Origin of the sequence: Aeromonas sp. S18(2024), assembly GCF_041402525.1 — a bacterium.
GTDB lineage: Bacteria > Pseudomonadota > Gammaproteobacteria > Enterobacterales > Aeromonadaceae > Aeromonas > Aeromonas enteropelogenes.
The window spans coordinates 99379-123915 of the sequence record NZ_JBGLQV010000014.1 but is presented as its reverse complement, the minus strand read 5'-3'; the positions used below and the strand labels follow the sequence as shown (position 1 = coordinate 123915).

At 56.9% G+C, this 24537-nt stretch carries 19 protein-coding genes, 3 tRNA genes and 1 pseudogene; 6 read left to right on the top strand and 17 right to left on the bottom strand.

The genetic code is table 11. The features are described from left to right. Positions 1–817 precede the first annotated feature (817 nt). Positions 818–1045, bottom strand: coding sequence for a helix-turn-helix domain-containing protein (locus tag ACB034_RS19150; protein WP_081043428.1), 228 nt, complete (start codon positions 1043–1045; stop codon positions 818–820). A 110-nt stretch (positions 1046–1155) separates the two neighbouring features. Here ACB034_RS19150 and ACB034_RS19145 point away from each other — a divergent pair, with 110 nt between their 5' ends. The 4 genes and pseudogenes from ACB034_RS19145 (at position 1156) to repC (ending at position 4180) form a co-directional block, all read left to right on the top strand. Continuing rightward, the gene (locus tag ACB034_RS19145; protein ID WP_139442181.1) at positions 1156–1398 is read left to right on the top strand and encodes a hypothetical protein; all 243 of its coding nucleotides are present in this window, start codon (positions 1156–1158) and stop codon (positions 1396–1398) included. A gap of 205 nt (positions 1399–1603) precedes the next feature. Further along, positions 1604–2187: pseudogene (locus ACB034_RS19140) on the top strand (IS5 family transposase); the annotation flags it as partial. A gap of 186 nt (positions 2188–2373) precedes the next feature. Further along, entirely contained in the window at positions 2374–3264 is an 891-nt protein-coding gene (locus ACB034_RS19135) for a helicase RepA family protein (protein ID WP_139442179.1), read from the top strand. After that, a complete protein-coding gene (repC, locus tag ACB034_RS19130; RefSeq protein WP_257124538.1) occupies positions 3251–4180 on the top strand; it encodes a replication protein C, IncQ-type in 930 nt (309 codons plus the stop codon). The genes ACB034_RS19135 and repC overlap by 14 nt, the downstream gene beginning before the upstream one ends. A gap of 725 nt (positions 4181–4905) precedes the next feature. On the opposite strand, the gene ACB034_RS19125 is transcribed toward repC, so the two are convergent. The 6 genes from ACB034_RS19125 to astB all read right to left on the bottom strand — a co-directional run bounded on the left by ACB034_RS19125 (position 4906) and on the right by astB (position 8815). Next, positions 4906–6141 (bottom strand): site-specific integrase, encoded by a 1236-nt coding sequence (locus tag ACB034_RS19125; protein WP_257725215.1) that lies wholly within the window; start codon positions 6139–6141, stop codon positions 4906–4908. Between the two features lie 357 nt (positions 6142–6498). Next, complete coding sequence (locus ACB034_RS19120) at positions 6499–6780, bottom strand: hypothetical protein (RefSeq protein WP_026458303.1); 282 nt, start codon at positions 6778–6780, stop codon at positions 6499–6501. A gap of 140 nt (positions 6781–6920) precedes the next feature. Then, positions 6921–7005 (bottom strand) — tRNA-Tyr (locus ACB034_RS19115). A 31-nt stretch (positions 7006–7036) separates the two neighbouring features. Then, a tRNA-Tyr gene (locus ACB034_RS19110) sits at positions 7037–7121 on the bottom strand. 31 nt (positions 7122–7152) lie between these two features. Continuing rightward, positions 7153–7237 (bottom strand) — tRNA-Tyr (locus ACB034_RS19105). Between the two features lie 240 nt (positions 7238–7477). Further along, entirely contained in the window at positions 7478–8815 is a 1338-nt protein-coding gene (gene astB, locus ACB034_RS19100) for an N-succinylarginine dihydrolase (protein WP_371173504.1), read from the bottom strand. A 343-nt stretch (positions 8816–9158) separates the two neighbouring features. On the opposite strand from astB, the gene topA reads away from it, so the two are divergent. Continuing rightward, positions 9159–11780, top strand: a complete 2622-nt coding sequence (topA, locus tag ACB034_RS19095; RefSeq protein ID WP_061475589.1) for a type I DNA topoisomerase — start codon at positions 9159–9161, stop codon at positions 11778–11780. Between the two features lie 97 nt (positions 11781–11877). Continuing rightward, positions 11878–12042, top strand: a complete 165-nt coding sequence (locus tag ACB034_RS19090; RefSeq protein WP_167335334.1) for a hypothetical protein — start codon at positions 11878–11880, stop codon at positions 12040–12042. A gap of 18 nt (positions 12043–12060) precedes the next feature. On the opposite strand, the gene ACB034_RS19085 is transcribed toward ACB034_RS19090, so the two are convergent. The 10 genes from ACB034_RS19085 to ACB034_RS19040 form a co-directional block, all read right to left on the bottom strand. Next, on the bottom strand, positions 12061–12414 hold the full coding sequence (locus ACB034_RS19085; protein ID WP_342012792.1) for an MGMT family protein: 354 nt from the start codon (positions 12412–12414) through the stop codon (positions 12061–12063). A 65-nt stretch (positions 12415–12479) separates the two neighbouring features. Continuing rightward, complete coding sequence (locus ACB034_RS19080; RefSeq protein ID WP_371173503.1) at positions 12480–14033, bottom strand: methyl-accepting chemotaxis protein; 1554 nt, start codon at positions 14031–14033, stop codon at positions 12480–12482. Between the two features lie 209 nt (positions 14034–14242). After that, entirely contained in the window at positions 14243–16108 is a 1866-nt protein-coding gene (locus tag ACB034_RS19075) for a beta-N-acetylhexosaminidase (protein WP_371173502.1), read from the bottom strand. Then, complete coding sequence (locus tag ACB034_RS19070) at positions 16093–16965, bottom strand: BadF/BadG/BcrA/BcrD ATPase family protein (RefSeq protein WP_371173501.1); 873 nt, start codon at positions 16963–16965, stop codon at positions 16093–16095. The genes ACB034_RS19075 and ACB034_RS19070 overlap by 16 nt, the downstream gene beginning before the upstream one ends. After that, positions 16958–18673, bottom strand: coding sequence for a glycoside hydrolase family 9 protein (locus tag ACB034_RS19065; RefSeq protein WP_371173500.1), 1716 nt, complete (start codon positions 18671–18673; stop codon positions 16958–16960). Before ACB034_RS19065 ends, ACB034_RS19070 begins: the two co-directional genes overlap by 8 nt. 106 nt (positions 18674–18779) lie before the next feature. Beyond that, a complete protein-coding gene (locus ACB034_RS19060) occupies positions 18780–19772 on the bottom strand; it encodes an ABC transporter ATP-binding protein (RefSeq protein WP_371173499.1) in 993 nt (330 codons plus the stop codon). A gap of 11 nt (positions 19773–19783) precedes the next feature. After that, positions 19784–20803, bottom strand: coding sequence for an ABC transporter ATP-binding protein (locus ACB034_RS19055; RefSeq protein ID WP_338611919.1), 1020 nt, complete (start codon positions 20801–20803; stop codon positions 19784–19786). Beyond that, positions 20800–21720, bottom strand: a complete 921-nt coding sequence (locus ACB034_RS19050) for an ABC transporter permease (RefSeq protein ID WP_042024782.1) — start codon at positions 21718–21720, stop codon at positions 20800–20802. Before ACB034_RS19050 ends, ACB034_RS19055 begins: the two co-directional genes overlap by 4 nt. Position 21721: 1 nt before the next feature. After that, on the bottom strand, positions 21722–22705 hold the full coding sequence (locus ACB034_RS19045) for an ABC transporter permease (RefSeq protein WP_371173498.1): 984 nt from the start codon (positions 22703–22705) through the stop codon (positions 21722–21724). Between the two features lie 118 nt (positions 22706–22823). Continuing rightward, positions 22824–24509, bottom strand: coding sequence for an ABC transporter substrate-binding protein (locus ACB034_RS19040; RefSeq protein WP_042072207.1), 1686 nt, complete (start codon positions 24507–24509; stop codon positions 22824–22826). Positions 24510–24537 lie beyond the last annotated feature (28 nt).

Below are 24537 nucleotides of genomic sequence, written 5' to 3'. Positions count from 1 at the left end.
GCAGCGATTGTCAGCTGACAACGAGGTGATCTGCGCCTCAGTAGCCGCTGGAAACCGCATTATCGGTATCGAGAAATGGAAACCAAGCTGCTGGCTGGCAGCGATTGTCAGCTGACAACGAGGTGATCTGCACCTCAGTAGTCGCTGGCGACCCCATTATCGGTATCGTGAAATGAAATCCTGGCTGCTGGCCGATCTTCGGCTCGGTGCTTTCTGGCAGATGGATTATCGGTAGTGTGAGATGGAACTCGTCCTGTCCAGCGATGGCGATTGTCAGCTGACAACGGAGTGATCAGTACATCAATGCCCGCAGGCATTTGCATTATAAGTATCGTGAAATGCTTACAGTACATCAATCTCGGTATCAGCGATTTTTTCAGAATATCTCCCAGGCACAGGGTTGTTGTTTTCAACGGTTTTGTTGTAGTCACAACGAGAGGATTGAGATACCTGCCGGCTTCCTAATCGGCCGTCTGGACGATGCGTTTGTGAGTTGTGACACCGACGATTTCCTAAACAAGATCTCCTTTCCCGACTGGCCTCATGAGAGGACTGCCTAGTATCATCGCTACTCTGTGAGGGTCGACGGAGCAACGGATGTAGCGTTTGTGGGCAAACTTCTGGCCGAATGTGACGCATCTCCCTGATGCGTCCGATGACAACGAGTGTGGTTTCGCCTGGCACTGGCTGGAGCTGAAACTGTACCAAACCAGCTCAGGGCGGTTTGTATGCAGTGATAAGGTGAGGTGTTTGGTGTGTTCGAGTTTATTGCAAATCCAGGGCGGGCCATTGGGTAAGACCAACAGCCATGCTATGGCTATGGCAGCAATGACGCAGGCGAGACCCCAAGGGCCTTTGCGATCAAATAAACTTTTTCAAGGGTTACCCTAGTCTCCCCACGTTCGATTTTTCCCATATGACCACGGTCTATACCAGCAATTAGCGCTAGTTTTTCCTGTTGCATACCTCGTGCAGACCGCAGTTCTCGTACATTTTTACCGAATGCAGTTGCGAGCATCGCCAGCTCAAACTCGTCAGAATCCATTTTATCTCCTCACTAGAGGATCTATGGTCTACGTTATACGGCGCACTGTACACGGCTGTGAGTACACGCATATAATGACACTGCATATAAGCATCATTTCGAGGTGGAAAATGTCTAATCAGCAGATCGTTCTGAGCCAGAATCAAAAAAGTGGCACAGTGACACTAACCTTTCAAGATGCGGATTTCCTAGCCGCAGTAGGAGATTCCTTGAGAGTGGAGTCATTCCTACATGTTACTATCAATCAATCCGTATATGATGAATTTGTTAAGAACATGATGGCTTCGTTTGTTGCCGAATTTATGGATTTTAAGGAAAATTGGCCGATACCTCAGGAGCTAAGAAAGGTGTAAACAAGTATCTGACATAAGATGTTGACACTCATACGGAGCCGCATCTCAGAGGGCCATCATTAGTCATGCCTGGCATTCCAGCCAGTCGGAGTTGTTGCCCAAATTGATGCAGATTGAATGGAACTAACTTAGGGCTCTGTGATCTGATCACTACCATCCCTCTTCAACTCTGCATCATGGGCGCATCGCTTCACCCCATCACTGACGACGGGGACGCAGCCAGCTCTACACCGACCAAACTATCCCTACCTTCCTGATGCCCAAAGGGATTTTCAGCCTCACGCTTCGCGCAACTCAGGGGCTACTCGACTCCTTGTCCGAGTTGATGAACTTACCGCTGCGCGCGCCGGACTATAGCTGTGTCAGCAAGCGAGCACGCACGGTGACGGTGGCCTATCGACAACCCGCCAAGGGGCGTATGAATCGTTCCCAGTTCCCTGGTCATCGACTCTACTGGCCTGAAGGTATTTGGCGAAGGCGAGGGAAGGTCAGAAAACACGGCGCCGAGAAGCGGCGAGTGTGGCGCAAGTTACATCTGGCGGTGGACTCGGCAACCCACGATATCGTGGCAGCAGAAGTCTCGCTGGAAGATGTCCTGCCCACCTTACTCAATCCACTGCGGCGCAAGCTGGGATCCGCTTATCTCACGCAAAGGGGCGACAGCCTGTATCCCGCCTCGCAAGCACGCGGGGTTATAGAACAAGAAATGAAGCGGTGCTGGCGATGCGCAAGGAAGGTCTGGCGCACTGGAAGAAGATATCGGGATACCACCGTCGCTTGCTGGCTGATTTGGGCAACAACGCCTACTAGCACCTATTAAAAGCTATTTTTGCTTGTTAGTTGTATAGCTAATGATAGTATATTGAGCGTTTTTTTGGTTTCCGTAGCTGAGTTTTCTGTTTAGCTAATTTTAATTGATGAATTAATGTTAACATTTGGATCTTTTTATTTTATTGTTCTATTAGTGGATTGGAAATGGAAACTATATCTTCCCCGAAAAACAAATTTATTATGGAAAGGGGCGCTGGATCGATAAATTTCGATCACGACCAATTTTTAGTTGAAGATCTTTTAGACGAAAATTCGCTAGCTGGATTTTACGGTCCCAGCGGTTCGCGAAAATCGTTCATTATAATGGATATTGCCTGTCGGATCGCATCAGGGAAGAAATGGCAGGGCAGGGATGTAAAACATGGTGCTGTAATCTATGTTGCTGCCGAGGGAAGCAATGGCATGAAAAAACGCATGCACGCCTGGATTAATAAATACAATGATGGGCATGACCTAGACAATCTGTACCGTATATCACAACCAATATTTGTATCACAACCACAGGTTGTTACTGATTTAATTTTGGCTACAAAGAATGTTCAAGAAGAAACTAATTTGCCTGTAAGATTGATTGTTATTGATACGCTTGCACGTAGTTTTATCGGTAATGAGAATTCTGCTGAGGATATGGGGAAATTCATCGCCGGTTGTGATGAAATAAAATGCAAAACTGGTGCGACAATTCTCATTGTGCATCACACAGGAAAAGATTTGGGTCAGGGAGCAAGAGGGGCATATTCATTCAAAGCTGCATTAGACAGTGAGTATTTTATAGCTAAGATAGAAGGCAATGATGCGCTAACTACTAAATTAGAATGCACCAAAAATAAGGAGGGGAGCGATGGATTAAAAATGGAAATAAATCTAAAAATCGAGGCTATAGGGAAAACCACAAAAGGAAAAACTATTGATACCTTGGTTGTCATAGACCGTGATAGTCGTTTGGTAGGAGCCCAAAACACTAGGAAAGATAAGAATATCCAGCCACCCTGTAAAAATGAAAAAACTAAAGAAATAGTTGATGAAAATTTCTAAAAATAATGACCACAATGTAAAGAATTTCGCTCTGGCTGCCCCATTTTTAGGGCGAATACCTGGGTTGTTCATGCCTATGCCAAGTGGTAAGCGTCCAATTAATATTACACTAGATATTGAAAGTGGTCATGAAAGACTGTGTGCTGAATTGGCAGAAGGGCTTGATAGCTCAGACCAAAGCGTACTTCTCGCATTAATCGCCCTAGCTGGTATAGAGAGTAAAATAATTTCGTCAGCTAATACCGGACCGAAGTCGACTCTATTGTGGAGTAATTTGAATGTAAGTTTTGATGCTGAAACTGAACAATGTGCGTTAGTAACTACTACACAGACCGACATTTTAAACATTCTAGGGTGGAATAGATCGGGTCATGAATACAATAGGTTGAAGAAATGCTTAAATAGATTAAATAATGTTAATTTACTTATATTTAAGGGAGAGAGAAAGTGGAGATCTGGGCTACTGAGTTATCTAATCAACAACACATCAGTCATTGGTGAGGAAGATGTCGTCTATGTTGTGTTGAACTCCAAAATTGCATATGCGGTCGATGGGGGACAATACGCTAGGATATGTTTGGAGGAACGTCGTTTGCTTAGTTCAAATATAGCTAAGCTACTTCATGCATGGCTTTCATTCAATATCAATCATGGCTACCACTTATCTCCTTATATAGATACACTAGTACAGAGGATTTGGGGTGAGCCAAACAAGCCTCACCAACCTAAATCAAAAACAGAGTATGAAAAAAAAGAGATAAGGCGTAAACGTGCTGAGATTGTTACTGCACTGAAGCAGCTCAGCGAGTTGGACGGCTGGAGAGTTCGGTTTAATGACAAGGTTGGCTCGAATAAGCAAGTCCAGGTGAAGCGTTTAAGAGTCATCAATGGGGCTGTAGAAAAGAGTAATCCATGACGTTAAAGCGATGTACGCAATCAGCGTTAAAGCATGGTGCGTCGCTACGTTAATTCATGGTACGAAAATTGATTTTAAATTCTCTTACAGCCCTTGTTCTACAAGGGTCTTAGCCATTTCATGTTCCTGCTGTTTAAGAAGATCTTCTTAAAGGAAGACTCGTCTTATTACGAAAAAAACTCAGTATCTCTATTGCTCAGTGTAAAACACTGAGCATCATGATGGCCAGTTCCTTTTCTGTTCGCTATGATGTCAATCTATGCGTTTTAAGCTTAGTAGCCATACACAGAATTAATACCAGCCATGAAAATGGTATTATCACCCTCAGCCCTCATCTTGAGATAAGTGGGTTCATCATAATGATGTTCATAGAAATAACCACCTCTTCATGGAAAATCATGGAAAAGTAGTGTGCCATCGAATTTCAATTTGGCTGGTAAACAATTAACGATTTCCATAACTAAAAATAGTAATGCCATCTGTTCATAATAAAGTCCCGACCATATACAAGAATTTATGCGGGTGTCAATTTTTTGATAAAATGAGGGCGAAGCCCTAAAATTTTAAAGCGAAGCGCCTAATAATACAAATCGAATAACAACGAAGTGGCACGAGCGTGTGCGAAGCTAACACGCGGGTGTTTAAATTTCAATTGTGCTCAGATATCACTCACTCGCTATGGTAGTGATAGTATTTTTATTCAACGTTAGAAATCTATCTATTTATCATTTGTCTTTTTTATTTCTATCCAATTCAGCAGTTCGAATTCGTCTCATAGTTGCATGAGAGTAGTGCCGTTCGATCATTTTTACGCTGTTGCCGACCTGCGCAGCAATGTATGCAAGCGGCTCTCCCCTAAGTATCTCATTAGTTATATAGGTATGCCTGAACCAATACAATGTTCCTTCAACTTCCATCTCATCAGCGAAAGATCGCCAAATTTCGGCAGGACGTTTTAGTTCGAATAAGCACTGGCTTGGAGCCTTAGCTTTGGCTTCAGAAATTTTTTCAAATCCCTGTATTTTAGCTAGCGGAGACATTACCTCAATTATAACCTTGCTCTCCTGCCCACTCCTTGAAATAATCATCTCACGGCCCTCTTTTATCGTGCCCTCCATTTTCCCCTTGCGTACTTTTAAGTAATAATCTTTTTCTGTTTTTAGATCATCCCATCTAACACCAAGTGCCTCATTCCCTGTTCTAATACCGGTTAAATAAAGAAACCTGCAATACAAGTTAAAAATTACTCTATCGGTGTTTGTTGGGGATAATGATTGCCATTTAGTTAATTTATCAAAAATTGTTTTTATTTGATTAGGTTCCCAGCACTCTCCTTTTATAATATTTTTAGTTTCTACTTTATTGCTCATGTCAGGTATCGAGCTTATGAGGGCTTGTTCTTTTGCTTCAAGCAAGATCCTTCTCAATACAATATGGATTGAGTTGGCAAGTGATTTTCCTGGAGCATCATGAGTCTCACAGTATTTATTCCAAAACAGTCTAACTGATCTATCGTTGATGCTAGCAATCTCTTGCTCACCAAAATATGGAAGGAGGTGATTCTTGATCAAGCTTATGTAGTATGTATCTATAGGCTTAGAGCGCTTCAAGTAGAATTGAACGATTTCATTCGCTATTGTTTTAAACGTAATACCCTTTTTAAGCGCAACACCACTCGATAATTTAATTTTTAACATCAGTGCTATTTGATGTGCTTCGGACGTTGCATCTCGTAAGTCGAGTTTCCGTGTACTCTGACGATAGTCATGAATGCCATCTGCTGGTTGATGGACTCTACAGTGCCACCTGGCGCTGCCTTTTTGTTTGAATAGTGTTATGCCCCCGCCCAAATCATGACGATTTTTGAACGTGCTCTGACTGTCAGCCTCGATCCTCTCTGCCAGCATTCTAGCCAAGTCATGTACAGAAAATTTACTCAACACATCGATCAAATCGCTCATGAGAAGCCCCTAATACTCAACGCAGTCTCATACTAGCATTGTGTATAGTTCCATGGATATCAATTTGAATATTGTTGTAAGTGACTGAATTTATGGTGGTATGTTATGTTGCGTTCTGATTGCAAATCAGGACGGCGCCACCTGATGGCGTCGTATGGGTTGAGCGGGGCTCGAGCAGCTTCTCGATGCGCCACGACCCGGCGGTGTCTCCATGCTGCACGTTCACAGGGGAGGCACCGGAAACACGGGATGCGAGATTGTACTCGTCCCTACGTCATCATGCAATTTAGCAGGGGACGCCGGGAAGGCGCGAGCTGGCATGCCAGCCGCGTTCTGGGGACAGAGCCTGGGGGCAGATCAGTGGGCGAGGTGCAACCGGGGAAAGTGGCTGTTCATGAAGTGGCGGGGGACGCGGCCATTGCCGGCCCGGGCCAACCACTCCCAGTTCAGCTTCGGGGAGCCCGCCTTGAAGCGCTGGTAGGCAACCCCCTGATGCACCGTCAGGAACAGGGTGGTAGGCAGCCCCAGCTTGTTGCTGTAACGCACCATCAGGTCCCCCTGATAGCGGCTGACCCTGAGCTTGAGTGCCTGCAATGTGAGTCCGTTGGCGTGACCATCCTGGTCCCAGACTTCAAACATGATATGAAGACTCCAATGAAGATGTATCCACGATGCGCAATAGCCAGGATTTTGACAAGTGTCAGATCTGACAGCAAGCAGAGGATAGGCGAGGAGCCAAAAGGCGAAAACCCGGCGCAGGGCCGGGTTTTCTTGAATGATGGTGGAGGGAGAAGGATTCGAACCTTCGAAGGCAGAGCCGTCAGATTTACAGTCTGATCCCTTTGGCCGCTCGGGAACCCCTCCACAGGGGCACTACACAAATTGTTCAGGAAGATGGTGGAGGGAGAAGGATTCGAACCTTCGAAGGCAGAGCCGTCAGATTTACAGTCTGATCCCTTTGGCCGCTCGGGAACCCCTCCACGGGGTATTTTCCTGATTGTTGCACTTGAATGGTGGAGGGAGAAGGATTCGAACCTTCGAAGGCAGAGCCGTCAGATTTACAGTCTGATCCCTTTGGCCGCTCGGGAACCCCTCCCCAAGTGCGAGGCGCATACTAACAGATCCTTGGGCTTTGTGAACCCCTTGCGCACCCTTCTGGCTGTAAAAAGTGACTGTTCGTCGATTTTTTGATACATCCCGCTCAAATTTCATGCTTATCAGCAAGTTGTGTGCTGTTTTTCTGCACAATATGCATCGGTTGCCTGTTCTGCGGGAATGAAAAACAGCATAAAAAACAAGGCCGCCCTTATCGGCGGCCTTGTGCAGCGAGGCAGGATCAGCGCTGGAACGGGTAGACGGAGCCGAGTTTGAGGATCTGGGTCAGCTCGTCCAGTGCATTGCGGGACTCCAGCACCAGGGAGGGGTCGCGCAGATCGTCCAGGGTCAGGCGATCGCGGTAGTGACGTTCCACCCAGGCGTCCAGACGGGCGAACTGGGCATCGTTGATGAGGCAGGCCGGATTGACGGCGGCCAGCTCCTCGTCATTCATGGCGACCCGCAGTCGCAGGCAGGCGGGTCCGCCGCCGTTGCGCATGCTCTGCTTCACGTCCATGTAGTGCACCTGCTTGATCGGGGTGCCCTGGGTCAGCAGCTTGTCCAGATAGGCTGATACAGCCGGATTGTCGCGACACTCGGTGGGGGCGATGATGGCCATTTCACCCGAGGGCAGGGTCAGGATCTGGGTGTTGAACAGATAGGATTTAACCGCATCCAGCACCGAAACTTCCGCAGTCGGCACCTCGATGAAGTGCAGCTCTCCCTCGCCAAACTTGGTGCGCACCTCGGCCAGCGCCGACTCGGTATTGAGGAACGCCTGCTGGTGGAAGAAGAGCACGTTCTGGTTGCCCACCGCGATCACGTCGTTGTGGAACACCCCCTGATCGATCACATCCGGGTTTTGCTGGATGAACACCACGCTCTCGTCACCAAGGCCATGGAGACGGGCGATGGCCTGGCTCGCTTCCAGAGTCTGGCGGGCCGGGTAGCGCTTGGGCGCTGGGTGGGATAGATCAAAGGCGCTGCGACCGTAGACGAATAGCTCGACCCCCGCCTCGCCATAGGCGCGGCACAACCGGGTGTGGTTGGCGGCCCCTTCATCGCCGAAGTGATCGTTTTCCGGCAGGTGGAGGTGGTGGCTGAAGTGGCGCTCGTTGTTGAACACGGCGCGCAGGATCCGGCCGGTAACCTCGGGCTCCAGGGAACGGTGGAATTTGTTGGTCAGGTTGGCAGGGGTGAAGTGGATGCGGCCATCCTGGGTGTCGGCACTCGGTGATACGGTGGCTGCGTTGGCCGTCCACATGCTGGAGGCTGAATAGCAGGCCGCCAGTACGGCAGGGGCCTGTTTGGCTGCCTGTTCCAGCACCCTGGCATCGTTGCCGGTAAAACCGAGGCGGCGCAGGGTGGCGAGATCCGGCCGCTCCTGCGGGGCCAGCACCCCCTGGGTCATGCCAAGTTCGGTCAATGCCTTCATCTTGCGCAGCCCCTGTTTGGCCGCCTCCTTGGGATTGGAGGCTTCCTGGGCATTGCTTTGGGAGGCGACGTTGCCGTAGGAGAGGCCGGCGTAGTTGTGGGTCGGGCCGACCAGACCGTCGAAATTGACCTCGAAGTGCTTCATTGAGTACATCCTTTCGATTTTTATGATGGGTAGCGGTTCCTTCCGCGCGCAATGCGTCGGGGTGGGGCCATTATAAAGAGATTTTATGTTTTTGTAACAACCCGATAACCATCCTCTGTTTTTATGTCGTTTCAGATATAAAAAGAGGAGCGGTATGGCAGAAAATTGAAAAAGCGGTTGCGTCTGGCCCGCACCCTTCGCATTAATAAATAAAGAAGCATGGTAGTTCGGGCTGGTCTGGCAAATTTGTTCACAAGATTGCTTTTTCTCGTCAAATCTCTTATACAGCCCCACAAAACCGCACACCAACCCCGTCGGGTGCAATGAGGATAATAGTTACAGCATGGGCAAATCACTGGTCATAGTGGAGTCTCCGGCCAAGGCCAAGACGATCAACAAATATCTGGGCAAGGACTACGTGGTGAAATCCAGCGTCGGTCATGTTCGCGATCTGCCTACCAGCGGCAGTGCCAGCACCGAGCCCAAGAAACCTGTCATTCGCGGCATCAAGTTGAGCGAATCCGAGAAGGCGGCCAAGGAGCGCAAGGCCCTGTTCGCCCGTATGGGTATCAATCCGACCGCGGGCTGGCAGGCCAACTACCAGATTTTGCCCGGCAAGGAGAAGGTGGTCAGCGAGTTGCAGAGTCTGGCCGAGAAAGCCGACACCATCTATCTCGCAACCGACTTGGATAGAGAGGGGGAAGCGATCGCCTGGCACCTGCGCGAGATCATCGGTGGCGATGACAGCCGCTACAAGCGTGTGGTGTTCAACGAGATCACCAAGAGCGCCATCCAGGAGGCCTTTGCCCAGCCGTCCGAGCTCAACATCGATCGCGTCAACGCCCAGCAGGCCCGTCGTTTCCTCGACCGGGTAGTGGGTTACATGGTCTCTCCGCTCTTGTGGAAGAAGCTGGCTCGCGGCCTCTCCGCCGGCCGGGTGCAGTCGGTCGCGGTGCGTCTCATCGTCGATAAAGAGCGCGAGATCAAGGCGTTCGTGCCGGTGGAGTTCTGGGATCTCAACGCCGATCTGCTGACCGGTGATAAAGCTGATCTGCGGATGGAAGTGGTCAGCCGCAATGGCGCCGACTTCAAGCCGGTGACCCAGGCCGAGACCTTCGCCGCCGTGGCCGCTCTGGAAGGGGTCGACTACAAGGTGGTGAACCGGGAAGACAAGCCGACCGGCTCCAAGCCGTCCGCTCCCTTCATCACCTCCACCCTGCAGCAGGCGGCCTCCACCCGTCTGAGCTTCGGGGTGAAGAAGACCATGATGATGGCCCAGCGTCTCTATGAGGCGGGTTACATCACCTATATGCGTACTGACTCCACCAACCTCAGCAAAGAGGCGGTCGACGCGGTGCGTGAATACATCGGCGAGCAGTATGGCGCAGCCTATCTGCCGGCCGAGCCGAATCTGTACGGCGCCAAGGCCAATGCCCAGGAAGCCCACGAGGCGATCCGTCCCTCCAGCGTGCAGGTGACTGCCGAGATGCTGGAAGGGATGGAGCCGGACGCCATGCGCCTCTACGACCTCATCTGGCGCCAGTTTGTGGCCTGCCAGATGACACCGGCCCAGTACGACTCCTCGACCCTGACCGTCAAGGCGGGCGAGTTCGAGCTCAAGGCCCGTGGTCGCACCCTGCGCTTCGCCGGTTGGACCAAGGCACTGCCCCCCATGGGCCGCAAGGGTGAAGACAGCCAGCTGCCGGCGGTAACCGTGGGCGAGGTGCTGAAACTGGTCAAGCTGGATCCGCGCCAGCACTTCACCAAGCCGCCCGCGCGCTTTACCGAAGCGGCGCTGGTGCGCGAGCTGGAGAAGCGCGGCATCGGCCGTCCTTCCACTTACGCTTCCATCATCTCCACCATCGTCGATCGCGGTTATGTGCGGGTCGAGAGCCGCCGTTTCTTCGCCGAGAAGATGGGGGAAATCGTCACCGACCGTCTGGTTGAGAACTTCGTCGAGCTGATGAACTACGAGTTCACTGCCAAGATGGAAGACAAGCTCGATGGCATCGCCGAAGGGAGCCTGGAGTGGAAGAAGGTGCTGGATGCCTTCTACGCCGAATTTACCCAGGAGCTGGCGCAGGCTGACAAGGCACCGGAAGAGGGGGGCATGCGTGCCAACCAGATGGTGCTGACCGACATCGATTGCCCGGATTGCGGTCGCAAGATGGGCATTCGCACCGCCACCACCGGCGTCTTCCTCGGCTGCTCCGGTTATGCCCTGCCGCCCAAAGAGCGCTGCAAGAAGACCATCAACTTGGTCTCCGCCGACGAGTTCGTCTCCGCTACCGATGGTGACGAGGCCGAAACCGATGCCCTGCGCGCCAAGCACCGCTGCGGCGTTTGCGGCACTGCCATGGATGCCTACATCATCGACGACAGCCGCAAGCTGCACGTCTGTGGCCGTAACCCGGATTGCGACGGCTACGAAATAGAGAAGGGCCAGTTCAAGCTCAAGGGCTATGAAGGGCCGAGCATCGAGTGTGATCGCTGTGGTTCCGAGATGCAGCTCAAGAACGGCCGCTTTGGCAAGTACATGGGCTGCACCAACGAGACCTGCAAGAATACTCGCAAGATCCTGAAAAATGGCGATATCGCACCGCCGAAAGAGGATCCGGTGCCGCTGCCCGAGCTGAAATGCACCCAGTCCGATGCACACTTCGTGCTGCGTGACGGGGCGGCTGGTCTGTTCCTGGCGGCCAGCAATTTCCCCAAATCCCGCGAAACCCGCGCGCCCTTGGTGGAAGAGCTCAAGCGCTTCAAGGATCGCATCTCGGCCAAGCACAAGTACCTGGCTGAAGCACCGCAGACCGACCCAGACGGCAACCCCGCCATCGTGCGCTTCAGTCGCAAGACCAAGGAGCAATACGTGATGAGCGAGGTCAACGGCAAGGCAACTGGCTGGACCGCCCACTACGACAACGGCACCTGGCAACAGAGCTTGCCAAAAGCGAAGAAAGCCTGATGAGCAAGAGGCCCCGATACGGGGCCTCTTTGTTTATTGGAGGCGATATACTGAGAGCCGGCTGCAAGGAGTGCAGCGTTGGAACATGGAGGTTGTGATGGAGATTAGCGAGATCCGTCCGGGCATGAATTATCTGACCCGGGAAGGGACGGCCTATGTGCTGGAAGTGGATAGGCAGAGCCTGCTGGTGCTGGTGCAGCGCGAGGATGAAACCATTCCGGTGCAAGTGCGCAGCGATGCCATCCTGGCCCTGCTGGAGTAGCGTCGCCCCGTCGTCTCGTCAAAACGGTAACAGAAAGAGCAGCTCGGCGAGATCGGGCTGCCACTGCCACTCCCGCATCCTGATTCGCCCGCCTATCACCACGACGCCCTCCTCTTGCAGGCGCCCGGTCTGCTCTGCAAATCCGTTCGAACCTTTTGGCAGCGAAATGGTGCCGCCGGCCCCTATCACCCTGTGCCAGGGCAACACCTTGTCGGTTTCCCGCAGCACCTTGCCCACCAACCTGGCGCGCCCTGGCAGGCCGGCCAGATCGGCGACCTGACCGTAGCTCGCCACCTTTCCCGGCGGGATCAGGGCGATGATGGCCTCGATACGGGCGACCTTGTTGATGGGCAGAGGGGCGGTGATGGACATGGTGTCAGGTTCCCAAAAAGCAGAAGCGCCATTGTGGCGCTTCTGCTGCTTGCCTGACAAGCCGCTCAACCAAAGGTCTGGCTGATCCGCTTGAGCTGCTTGGCCCGTTCCAGCAGTTGCTGGCTCGACGCGTCCACGCACTGGATCTGCTCGCTGTTGGCCCGGGAGTACTGGGAGATCTGGTTGATGCTGCGGCTGATATCTTCCGCCACCGCCTGCTGCTGCTCGGCGGCGGCGGCGATCTGGGCCGAAAACTCCGATACCTGCTCAATTTCATCGAGCACATCGTGCAGGCTGCTGGAGCCCTGGCGGGTCATTTCGGCACAGCGCCGGGTCTGTTCCAGATTGCTCTGCATCATGACTTTCCACTGTCCCAGGGTTTGCTGGATCTGGGTGATGCTGCCCTGGATCTGCTCGGTCGCCTTGTGAGTGCGGGTCGAGAGGGTGCGTACCTCGTCGGCAACCACCGCAAACCCGCGCCCCTGCTCGCCGGCGCGTGCCGCCTCGATGGCGGCGTTGAGGGCCAGCAGATTGGTCTGATCGGCGATGCCCTGGATCTCCACCATCACGGTACCGATCCGCTCAGACTCGCTGGCCAGCTCCACGGCGGAGTGGAAGGCCTGCTCGGCCTGGCGGGTGAGCTGCTCTATCTGCTGTTCGGTCTGGCCGAGCTGTCGATCGGTATCCATGCAGTGGTTGCGGGCCTCGCTCACCTGCTGATTGGTATCCTGGATATTGCGGGCGATCTCCTGGGCTGTGCTGGCCATCTCGGTCATGGCGGTGGCCATCTGCTGGGTCTGGGCATCCTGCTCCGTGATGTCGTGATAGGCCTGGTGGGAAGCCTGTTGCAGGTTGGTTGCCAGGGTCTGCAGCGGATGGGTGGCATCATTGACCCGCCCCAGCACGGTCCGGATGCGGGCCTGCCACATCTTGAGGTGGAAGTCGGCTATGGCGCCGGGTTTGTCCCCCGAGTAGATGAGCCGGGTCAGGCTGTCATATTCGTGCTCCAGCTGATGCAGGTAGCGGGGCAGGGCGAACAGCTCGCGCCAGTAGGCGACGGAGAGCAGCAGCAGGGGCAACAACATCCATAAAGCACCCAGCCAGCCATGCCAGTGGACGGCCGCCGCCAGGATGGCCAGCAGCAGGGCGGGCACCAGCAGATGACGCACCCTGGTCAGCGAGACGTTCAATCTGGCATGACCCTGCTCGCTTCTGAGCAGGTTGCGATAGGTGAGGGTGGCAATCTCCTTGTGACGGGGGTCCGGCCGGGTGCGTACCGACTGGTAGCCGCAGATCTGGTCGCCCTCATAGATGGGAGTGACATAGGCATCGACCCAGTAGTAGCGGCCATCCTTGCAGCGATTTTTCACCATGCCGCGCCAGGGTTTGCCCTCCTTGAGACGCAGCCACAGATCGGCAAACGCGACCTTGGGCATATCGGGATGACGCACCATATTGTGGTTCTGGCCCAGCAACTCTTCGCTGCTGTAGCCGGCGATCTCGCAAAAAGCGGGGTTGGCGTAGGTGATCACGCCGCGAAGATCGGTCGTGGAGACGAGCTGCACATCGGCAGGAACGTCCACTTCGCTATCCACAGTGTGGACCTCTCGGTGAGTCATGATCATGCACCCCTTTTGTTATTGATAATGAAGTTTTTTAAGTGTGGCATATCCGACCCGGAGTGCTTCTTTTCCATATGAAGGGTAGGGTGGTTTCGTTGGGCGCCGAATTTTGTCAGGATATGGTGAGAAAAGGTAGAGGAAAGTTGTATTTTTGTTGGTGGTTTATAAAAAAAGGCGGCCAGCAGGCCGCCCAAAAAGAGACAACATTACCTCTGTGGCATCCGGTAGCGCACCTGCTGCTGGTCGAGGATCTGCAACTGTCCCGGCAGACGGGCAGCGAAATGATCCCATGCCTTGTGGGCCGGATTGCTCCAGGCCACTTCGGCAGTCGCCAGCATGCGCGGAAACAGCATGTAGTCGAGACGATCACGGGAGGTGATCAATTCTGACCACAGGGGGCTCAATACCCCGAGGATGTTATCGTTGGCATGGAAATCTGCCGGAGCCGGGTCGCATGCGTAGACCTGCTCCAGATTAAGGGTGCCCGCCCAGTAGAGGCCGGGTTCGTGAATGTCCTGGTTCCAGGCCATGTCCAGATAGAGAGACTGGGCCGGGGCCATCACCACCGGATAGCCCGCCGCCGCGGCATCGAGCCCCGCCTGGAAGCTGGTCCAGGCGCAGATCCCCGCCTCCCGGCTCACCTTGTCGCCATGCAGTATCTCCTCCCAACCCAGCATCTGCTTGCCCTTGCCGGCCAGATAGCGCTGGCAGTGGCGCAGCAGATGGCCCTGCAGCTCGCGGCACTCCTGGTATCCCTGTTGCGCCATCAGTTGCTGGCAGGCCGGGCTGTCGGTCCAGACGCCGGTCGGTACCTCGTCCCCGCCCATGTGTACCTGGGATCCCGGGAACAGTTCGCACACCTCGTCGATCACCGTCTCCAGGAACTGGTAGGTGCCCGGCAGCGCCGGGTTGAGCACGTTGTCGTCGAAATGCTGTACCGACAAGTAGCGGGAGCGATCCTCTTCCTCAGTCAGCAACTCGGGCAGTGCCTTGATGGCCGCATGGCAATGACCCGGAATGTCGATCTCCGGGATGATGGTGATGCCGAGCCCGGCGCCGTAGGCCACCAGTTCGCGCACCTCGCTCTGGGTGTAGTAGCCACCGTAAGGTTCGGGGCCGCCGCTCAGCTGGGGATCCACCGCCAGCCCATGGCCCCGCCAGGCTCCTTGCTCGGTGAGCGCCGGGAAGGCCTTGATTTCGAGGCGCCACCCCTCGTCATCGGTCAGATGCCAGTGGAAGCGGTTGAACTTGTAAAGGCTCATCAGCTTGAGCAGACGCTTGATGGTCGCGGTGCTGTGAAAGTGGCGGGCGCAGTCGAGAAAGATGCCGCGAAAGCCAAAGCGGGGGGCATCCTCCAGCTTGACGCAGGGCAGGCTCTCGCCGTGTTGCAGGTACCACTGGGCCAGGCTGACCAGACCGTGGCGCCAGCCCGCCTCGCCCGCTGCACTGATCACTATCTCCTCTGGCGTGATGGCCAGGTGATAGGCCTCGGGCGCAAGAGGGGCCTCGATGAGGCGGATCCCGGCATCGTGATCCTGATCCAGGGCCAGCCCGGTGAGCTCGTTGAAGTGGGCCAGCAGGGCGCTCAGGTTGCCCGGTCCACTGACGTGGGCACGCTCCGCCAGCCTGAAATTTCCCTCCAGCAGGGCGAGCTGGGCCGGTTGCGGTACTATGCCGCACAGGGGCTCCACCGGTGGCAGGTCGGGTTCACTGACGGCGGGGGCATCCAGCGCAATATCCTGCCCGGCCAGGGTGACGGGTTGCAGGCTGGCACCCGTGGCGGCCTCCGGCAGGCTCAGGAAAAATCCCTGCGGCATGTCGGAGAGCCGCTTGATGGGGGTATTGCGGCAGCAAAAAGTCAGCTCGCTGTTGCTACCTTGGGGCGCCAGCACCTTGTAACTGCCGCTCTGGCGCTCAAGCCGGCCCCCCTGTACCGACGCGGGGTCGATGTGACGTGCCAGGCAGAAGTGGAGCTTCCACTGGGCGTCCGGCAAGTGAGACAGATTGAACCGGAACCAGACATCTTCGCCATCACGTCGGACGACCTGGGTGTGGATCAGGGGTGTAGACATGGATATTCCTCCGATTGGGCAAACAGGATGGCGCCGTCAAGGGCATCGGCCTTGGGGGTCGCAAGGTTGAAACGGGCGAGGCGGGGGGCGAGACGCATGCCGATGCCACCAAGCAGGGCGATCCGGTGCGCGCCAAGCTGCTGCATGCCATCCAGCAGCTGCGCCAGCTGGGTACAGGTTTCGTCAAGCAGCTGGCAGGCGAGCTCGTCGCCATCGCTTGCGGCATCGAATACCCAGGGGGCGAAGTGGCCATATTCGGCCGGGATGGCGCGAGCCGCCCAGCGCACCACCTGGGCCTGATCCCGCTTGAAGTGATCCATCAGTCGCACCGCCAGGGTGCTGGGGGGCAGGATACCGTCGTGGCAGAGCAAGGATTGCTGGAGGGCGCGCAGCCCCAGCCAGGCGCCGCTGCCTAAGTCAGAAATGGGAAAACCCCGCCCCGAACAGGTGCGGATCTGCCTGCCCTGATAAATGAGGCCGGCCGAGCCGGTACCGGCGATGAGGATGGCCCCCTCCTGGCCGCCGAAGGCACCGAGACAGGCACCGAAGGCATCGGAAGTCAGCTTGACGCTGGCAAAGGGAAAGGGCATGGCCAGCATGGCGTGATAGCAATCCGCCAGCTCGGCGGAGGCGAGCGCGAGGCCTACTCCCATCTGCTGTTCACACTCGGGGCCAAGTCCGGCCGTCTGCCGGGCGCTGGCGATGGCTGCCAGCACGTTGGCGTGGGCATGCAGGATGCCGAGCTCCAGATTGGAGCCGGCGGCCCGTCCCTCGCCCAGGAGTTTGCCCGTCCGGTTGCGAATACGGGCGCGGGTGTGGGTGCCACCGCCATCTACCCCGACCCAGAACTCAATCATGGTGACCTCCCAGCGCGCTTTGCCAGCTGATGGCCAGGGCAAACCAGGCGGCGTGGGGGATCCACTGCTCGCCCCAGCGCCAGTTTTGATCGAGCCGCTCCTTGTACTCTTGCGGAATAAAGGCGACATCAGCCTCGTCATCGAAGCCGGCGGTGATGCCGTTGCAGATCCCGCCCTGCGCATTGGGGTAGCCGGCGGTGTAGCTCGGGTTGTTGATGCCGTGGCCCGCCAGCATGCAGGCATTGAAGGGGTTTTGCCCCAGGATCCAGTCGAGCTGGTGCTGACCGAAATTGAGCAGGAGCTTGCGCTGGCGAGGCAACTGGGTGGCGGCGGCAAAGGCCATGGTGGCAAGAGAGGCCAGTCGGGCGTTCTCCCCCTGCCACCAGTAACCGGATTCGTTGTGGTGGGGCATAAAGAAGCTGATACGCGGTGGCTCGCCAACCCCTTTCACATACTGGCGAGCGAGAGAGAAGGGGTTACCCGCCCGGGCGCACAGCGCCAGCTCGGCGGCCAGCGCCTGCTCGATCACGCTCTGCACCGTGGCCTTGCGCTCCCGATCCGGCTCTACCCCCAAATATTCAAGCAGCGCCAGCACCGGCAGGCCCGCTTCGGCGGCGTGGTAGTAGGGGCGCGAGCCATCCTCGTTGGCGGACCAGTAGTGGCCGAGCTCCGGGTGGCTGTGCTGGCGGGCGCACAGCTTGCCGGCCCGATCCCGCGCCTCGCCGAGCCACTCGGGCCCCAGCGTTTTGGTCAGCTCGACCGCCGCCAGCAGGGCGCAGTAGTCGTCGATGATGTTCTCGCAGCCATCGTCCAGATAGGCGTGGTTGTGCTCGCGCAGGTGCAGGTAGCCGCGCCGCGCCGCCTCGGCATAGCCGCTTGCATCGATATCGCCGCTGATGCTCTCGCGCGCGGCCCGGGCCAGTGCGGCGATGGCCATGCCCCCGCCCTGACGAAAGCCCGCCTGCCAGTCGGCGGATTTGATCCCCTGCTGGGTGGCGTAGGCACACAGTTCCCGCTGCTCGGGATCCTTGCTCCACTTGTCGAACAGGGTCATGTAGAAAAAGCCGCTCTCATCCTGCATGCGGCAGAGGAAATCGGCACCGTGCAGCGCTTCGTCATTGAGTCGCTTGCACAGGTTGATGCCGTCGATGTCGCGACGTGTCGCCAGCAGCTCGCGGCACTTGAGCAGGGCCCACACCACCATGGGGGTCTGCTGGGGATTGAGGTAGTTTGCGTAGGAGAGGTGGCTCAGATACTTGCTCATGTCACCGCTGGCGTCGAACCAGCCGCCGTGCACATCCCGGCACTGGTCAGTGCCAAACAGGCGGGCGTTGCGGTCGGCCCGATCGAAGGTGCCGCTGGCGCGCTGTCCCTTGAAATAGTGAATGACATCGGAGAGGCAGCGGCTCGCCAGCAGGTCGGGGCCGATGGCAAAGCGGGCGGAGCGCACTATGCCCTGAGCGGTGATCGCCTCCAGCCGGTAGTGGCCGGGCTCCTTGCAGGGGGAGAAATCGGCTTTCCAGTAGGTCCGCCCCTGCCACCCATCCACCCGACCGGCCGGTTGCAACGGTGTTTCAAACAGCGTCTGGCCATCATCGAGGCGCTGCAGCCGGACATAGCCGCCAAGATCGTGGGGAGAGCTGGTTTGCAGCAGGGCGATCTTCTGGGCGTCGCAGTCGTAACCCACCTGATTGATCAAAAGTTCCATCAAGGTTTACTCCAAAGGTTCTGCGGTCGGGGGGATGCATGGCCCAGGGCCAGAGTCCCCGAATCGAGGCAAGCCGGGCAAAGTTGCCCGGCCAGGGGGTGGCACATCACTCGTACAGGTAGCAGCGGACAAAATGGTTGCTGGCAAGTTGGGTGATGGGGGGCAGGCTCTCCTTGCAACGGGGCATGGCCTGGTTGCAGCGCCCGGCGAACGGGCAGCCGCAGGATTCCGGCGTCCAGAGCGGGATCTCCCCCTTGCGGCCTCCCTCCAGCTCGGCATGGATGCTCTTCTCGGGATCCGGCACCGCCGAGATGAGCAGCTGGGTGTAGGGGTGCTGGGGGTGGTGCAAAATTTCGTCCACCTCACCCCATTCCACCATGTGGCCCACATACATCACCGCCAGATCCTCGGCAACATAGCGCGCCGTGGCGATGTCGTGGGTGATATAGAGCATGGAGACGCCGAGCTCGTTCTTCATCTGCTCCATCAGGTTGAGGATGCCGATGCGAATGGAGACGTCGAGCATGGAGGTAGGCTCGTCCGCCAGCACCACTTCCGCCTCCACCGCCAGGTTGCGGGCGATGTTGACCCGCTGGCGCTGGCCGCCGGAGAGCTGGTGCGGGTACTTGGCCGCCGTCGCCTTGGCCGGGGTCAGCCCCACTTTTTCCAGCAGGGTGTAGATCATCTCCGGCAGATCTTTTTTGTCGATCACCTTGCTGTGCAGCAGCAGGGGACGGGCGATGTGGTGGTAGATGGTGTGGGTCGGGTTCAGTGAACCGAACGGGTCCTGCCATACCATCTGCACGCTCTGGCGATAGTCGAGCAGGGCGGTGCCCTTGTTGAACTCCTCCAGATCCCGGCCGCGATAGAGGATTCGACCGGCGCTCAGCTTGTACATCTTGGCGATGATCTTGGCAATGGTGCTCTTGCCGGAGCCCGACTCACCCACCACCGCTAGGGCGCGGCCCCGGTGCAGGTTGAAGGTGATGTCGGAGAGGGCCCGCATCTTGCCACTCTTGATGGCGTTGGAGTTGATGGGGAAGTCCTTGTAGAGGTGTTGGACTTCGATGATGGGGGCATCGGTGTTGGCGATTTGCATGACAGACATCCTTAACAGCCAGCGGCCTTGTCCAGATAGAACACGGGCTCTTGTTGTTCATCCTGCACCTCATGGAGGTGGCAGGCAGTTTGTTGACCGGGGCGGATCTCGGCCAACCGGGTGTACTCCTGGCGGCAGCGATCGTGCACCTTGCTGCAACGGGCCTGGAAGCGACAGCCGACCGGCACCTCAAGCAGGTTGAGCGGGGTGCCCGGGATCCCCTCCAGCACCTTCTTCGGCCCGTGCAGGGGCGGGAAGGAGTTGCCGAGCCCCTTGGTGTAGGGGTGCAGCGGCGCGGTCAGGATTGCCTTGGACGGGGCCACTTCTACCAGCTCGCCGGCGTACATGATGCCGATGCGATCGCAGAACTCGACCATGAGGGAGAGGTCATGGGTGATGAAGAGGATGGAGAAGTTGAACTTCTCTTTCAGCGCATAGACCTTCTGCAGGATCTCCCGCTGTACCACCACGTCCAGCGCCGTGGTGGGCTCGTCCATGATGAGCAGCTCGGGATTGAGGGCCATGGCGATGGCGATCACCAGCCGCTGGCGCATGCCGCCGGAGAACTGGTGCGGGTAGTCCTTGAGCCGGCTCGGGTGGATGTCGACTATGGTGAGCAGCTCCTGGGCGCGCTTGATCGCCTCGTAGCGGGTCATGCCCCGGTTGTGGGCCAGCAAGACGTCGCAGAACTGCTCCTCCATGCGCAGCACCGGGTTGAGCGCGTTCATGGCGGACTGGAACACCACAGAGACCTGGCGCCAGCGGTAGGAGCGCAGCCGCTCGTCACCGTAGTGGAGGATGTTCTCCCCCTTGAACAGGATCTCGCCGCCACTGATGTAGGCGGGCGGCTTGTGCAGCCGGGCCACCGAGAAGGCGACGGTGGACTTGCCGCAGCCCGACTCGCCGGCGAGACCGAAGATCTCGCCCTGCTTGATATCGAAGCTCACCGAGTTGACGGCGCGCACGTCGCCGTTTTCGGTGATGTAGTCGACGCAGAGATTGCGTACCGACAGCAGGGGTTGCTGGTTCATGCTGTCTTCTCCTGTGCTGTGGCAACCGGTGTGGTGACCGGGGCCGCGAGTTTCTTCCAGCGGCTCAGGCCTTTGTGGGAGCGCAGCTGCGGGTTGGCGATTTCATCGATGGCGAAGTTGAGCATGGCCAGCCCCGCGCCCAGGGTGGCGATGGCAAAGCAGGGGGCCAGGATCTCCCACCAGGCGCCGATCAGAATGGCGCTCGAGGTCTGGGCGTTGTAGAGCATGATGCCCCAGCTCACCACTGTGGGGTCGCCCAGACCCAGGAACTCCAGGGTCGCTTCGGTGACGATGGCGTAGATGATGGAGCCGATGAAGCTCACCCCGATGATGGAGATGAGGTTGGGCAGGATCTCCACCAGGATGATGCGCCAGGCCGGCTCCCCCAGCACTTCGGCGGCGATGACGAACTCTTTTTCCCGCAGGGCCAGGGTCTGGGCCCGGATGACGCGCGCGCCATAGGCCCAGGAGGTTAATCCTATGATGACGGCAATTACCGTCGGCGACGCCTCCCCGATAAAGCTCGCCAACACCAGTAGCAAGGGGAGGTTGGGGATCACCAGCACCACGTTCATCAGGAAGGTGAGGCACTCGTCCACCAGGCCGCCGAAGTAACCGGCGGTGATGCCGATGGCGACCGCCAGGGCGCAGACCAAGAGACCCGCGCTAAAGCCCACCATCAGGGAAACGCGCGCCCCGTTGGTGAACTGGGCCCAGATGTCGTGGCCCATGCGGGTGCTGCCCATCACGAACTCGGCACTGGGGGGCTGGTGGGGGCGGGCCACCCGCTTGGTCGGTTCGTTGCTTGCCAGCAGGGGGGCAAAGATGGCCATCAGCACGAAGGTGACGACGATGGCGAGGCCGAAGGCTGCTTTCTTGTTGCCCAGTAAAATCTTGAGAATGGTCGGCATACGCATCTTATTTGCCTCCTGTACGCAGACGGGGATCCAGGAAGACGTAGAGCACGTCGGCCAGGAAGTTGAAGCTGAGCATGGTGATGGTCATGATGAGCAGCTGCCCCTGAATGAGCGGGTAGTCGCGGGCCAGAATACCCTGATAGAGGGTCAGACCCAGGCCGGGGTAGTTGAAGATCACTTCGGTGATGAGAGAGCCACCGATGACGAAACCGAGCGCCATGGAGAGGGCGGTGACGCTTGGCAGGATGGCGTTGCGGGCGCCGTAGTTGAAGATCACCCGGTTGCTGGAGAGACCCTTGGCCTTGGCCATGGTGATGTAGTCTTCGCCGAGCAGGTTGATCATGTTGTTGCGCATAGTGATGAGAAAGCCCCCCACCTGCACGATGGCCAGGGTGCCGACCGGCATGATGGCGTGGAGCAATATGCTCTTGATGTGCTCCCAACCCCAGTCAGGCTTGATCTCCGGACTGTAGGCGTAGCCGATGGGCAGCCACTCCAGGCTCACGCCGAACAGGAAGAGGGCGAGCAGGGAGACCACTACCGGGGGGATGGCCTGCATCACCAGGGTGAGTGGCGAGAGGATGCTGTCCATCCGGCCACCGCGATACCAGGCGGCGAAGATGCCGACGATGGAGCCGATGGAGAAGCTCAGAATGGTGGAGGTGCCCACCAGAAACAGGGTCCAGCCGATGGCGCGACCCAGCACGTCAGAGACCTGCTGCGGGTAGAAGCGCACCGAGGTGCCGAGATCCCAGGTGAAGACGCTCTTCACATAGGTCAGAAATTGGGTGCCGATGGGGCCATCCACGAAGCCGAAGGTGGCCTTGAGGGCCTCCAGGGCGGCCGGTTCCATCATGGCGCCGGCGCGGGCAAACATCACGGAGACAGGATCGCCTGGCATGGCGCGGGGTAGCAGGAAGTTGATGGTGGCGGCTACCAGGAAGGCAACCAGATAGAAGGAGAAACGTCTCAGTATGAATCCCATGATAGTACCTTTTACTGCAAGCCTGCCCCGCATCGGGTATAGCTACCCCAACCCCGGCAGAACCGGGATAAAGGGGTATGAACGGGGAAGATGGCCCCCCGCAGGGGGCCGGGATTGATTAGCTGTTTGGCTTGAGGGACAACACGTGCAGCAGACGCTCGGGTGTGTCCGGGTGGAGCTGGGGTTTGGCAACCGGGTTGTCGGCACTGAACCAGCCATTGAAGCGCTTGGTGCTGTACTCGTACCAGGTCGGGTTGTTGAATACCGGGATGATGGTCTGGTTGGCACCGACCTTCTCCTGGATGGCGAACATGATCTCCTTCTGCTTGGCCGCATCGGCGGTCTGGGTGAAGTCGTCGATCAGCTTGTCCAGCGCCGGATCCTTGTAGCGGGGGGCCGCGAAGCGGTTGCCACGCTCACCCATGTTGCGGGAGTGGAACGCGGTCTCGAAGTACTTGTGCGGGTTGGCACCGGCAAAGTAACCCTGCAGCGCTACGTCGAAGTCGCCGGTGATCAGGTTCTCGGTCCATACGGTGGCTTCCGGGGTGGCGGTCTTGGCATTCAGGCCCAGAGCCTGCAGCCCTTCCACGCCGATCTGGACGGTATTGACCCAGTCGGTCCAGCCGTTCGGTACCAGCACCTTGAACTCGATCTTCTTGCAGCTCGGGGTGTCGAGGAACTTGTCGCCGTCACAATCCTTGTAGCCTGCTTCCTTCAGCAGTGCCTTGGCCCCTTCCAGGTCGAACTTGTTGAACTTGCCGTACTTCTTGTCCACTTCCGGGTTGTTCCAGGAGTCGAATGCCTTGCCAAGGCCGGACGGGTATTCGTTGACGGTCGGGTAGCCGTAACCCGCGATGTCCACCATGGACTGGCGGTCCATCGCCATGGAGAAGGCGCGGCGGAAGTTGATGTCGTTGAAGGCTTCGTGGTTGCCCGGATTCTTGGTCTGGAAGTTGACGTTGAACGCCACTGTGCCGGAGGCCGGGAACCAGTACTTGTTGTTCTTCGGATCGTTGCCGACGTAGAGACGCTCGATATCCGGCACGAAGGAGCCGAACCAGTCGATGTCGCCCTTCATGACGGCGGCCAGCACCTGGTCGTTGGTGGCCATCTGCGGCATGCGGATACAGTCGATGGCGAGGTTGTCGTTATCCCAGTAGTGCGGGTTGCGGCACTGGGTGTAGAGCTGGGCGGAGAAGTTGTCCACCTCGGTGAACGGGCCGGTACCGACCGGCTTGTCGTTGGTGAAGGCGACCGGGTCTTTCACCGACTTCCACTGGTGCTCGGGCACGATGGGCACCAGCACTATGTCGTTCACCACGTTGGTGTTGACCTCGGTCAAGTCGAAACGGACCTTGTTGGGGGCCAGCTTCTCGACATTCTTGATCTGGGTCCAGATGGAGCGCTCATCCAGTGCCTTGTTGGCCTTGACCAGGTTGAAGGAGAAGAGGATGTCGTCTGCATCAAAGGCTTCGCCGTCAGACCACTTCACCCCGTCACGGAGATCGAAGGTGACGGATTTGAGGTCATCGCTGAACGCATAGTTGGTGGCCAGACGATAGACGGGTTTGCCACCCTGCATATCGTTGAAGATCACCAGCGGCTCATAGATGAAGTGACGGGTGGTGTGCAGCAAGCCCGCTTGCAGGAAGGGGTTGAAGTTCTTGACCCAGGCGGTTTCCTGTTGCGCGACCATGGTCAGCACGGTTTTGTTTTCTGCGGCCATGGCGTTGCCGGCGGCACCGGCGAGCATCATGGTGCCCAGCATTACAGCGGTAGAGATTTTGGATACTTTGGCAAGCATATGTTTTCCTTTCTTATTTTTTGGCATT

Excerpts from the sequence above, each read along its gene's own strand:
- ACB034_RS19120 (WP_026458303.1), bottom strand. The coding sequence starts at position 6,780 with ATGTTTGAAGTCTGGGACCAGGATGGTCACGCCAACGGACTCACATTG.
- ACB034_RS19135 (WP_139442179.1), top strand. The coding sequence starts at position 2,374 with ATGGAAACTATATCTTCCCCGAAAAACAAATTTATTATGGAAAGGGGC.
- ACB034_RS19145 (WP_139442181.1), top strand. The coding sequence starts at position 1,156 with ATGTCTAATCAGCAGATCGTTCTGAGCCAGAATCAAAAAAGTGGCACA.
- ACB034_RS19045 (WP_371173498.1), bottom strand. The coding sequence starts at position 22,705 with ATGGGATTCATACTGAGACGTTTCTCCTTCTATCTGGTTGCCTTCCTG.
- ACB034_RS19040 (WP_042072207.1), bottom strand. The coding sequence starts at position 24,509 with ATGCTTGCCAAAGTATCCAAAATCTCTACCGCTGTAATGCTGGGCACC.
- ACB034_RS19050 (WP_042024782.1), bottom strand. The coding sequence starts at position 21,720 with ATGCGTATGCCGACCATTCTCAAGATTTTACTGGGCAACAAGAAAGCA.
- ACB034_RS19150 (WP_081043428.1), bottom strand. The coding sequence starts at position 1,045 with ATGGATTCTGACGAGTTTGAGCTGGCGATGCTCGCAACTGCATTCGGT.
- ACB034_RS19075 (WP_371173502.1), bottom strand. The coding sequence starts at position 16,108 with ATGTCTACACCCCTGATCCACACCCAGGTCGTCCGACGTGATGGCGAA.
- ACB034_RS19080 (WP_371173503.1), bottom strand. The coding sequence starts at position 14,033 with ATGACTCACCGAGAGGTCCACACTGTGGATAGCGAAGTGGACGTTCCT.
- repC (WP_257124538.1), top strand. The coding sequence starts at position 3,251 with ATGAAAATTTCTAAAAATAATGACCACAATGTAAAGAATTTCGCTCTG.
- ACB034_RS19055 (WP_338611919.1), bottom strand. The coding sequence starts at position 20,803 with ATGAACCAGCAACCCCTGCTGTCGGTACGCAATCTCTGCGTCGACTAC.
- ACB034_RS19125 (WP_257725215.1), bottom strand. The coding sequence starts at position 6,141 with ATGAGCGATTTGATCGATGTGTTGAGTAAATTTTCTGTACATGACTTG.
- ACB034_RS19060 (WP_371173499.1), bottom strand. The coding sequence starts at position 19,772 with ATGCAAATCGCCAACACCGATGCCCCCATCATCGAAGTCCAACACCTC.
- astB (WP_371173504.1), bottom strand. The coding sequence starts at position 8,815 with ATGAAGCACTTCGAGGTCAATTTCGACGGTCTGGTCGGCCCGACCCAC.
- ACB034_RS19085 (WP_342012792.1), bottom strand. The coding sequence starts at position 12,414 with ATGTCCATCACCGCCCCTCTGCCCATCAACAAGGTCGCCCGTATCGAG.
- ACB034_RS19090 (WP_167335334.1), top strand. The coding sequence starts at position 11,878 with ATGGAGATTAGCGAGATCCGTCCGGGCATGAATTATCTGACCCGGGAA.
- ACB034_RS19070 (WP_371173501.1), bottom strand. The coding sequence starts at position 16,965 with ATGATTGAGTTCTGGGTCGGGGTAGATGGCGGTGGCACCCACACCCGC.
- topA (WP_061475589.1), top strand. The coding sequence starts at position 9,159 with ATGGGCAAATCACTGGTCATAGTGGAGTCTCCGGCCAAGGCCAAGACG.
- ACB034_RS19065 (WP_371173500.1), bottom strand. The coding sequence starts at position 18,673 with ATGGAACTTTTGATCAATCAGGTGGGTTACGACTGCGACGCCCAGAAG.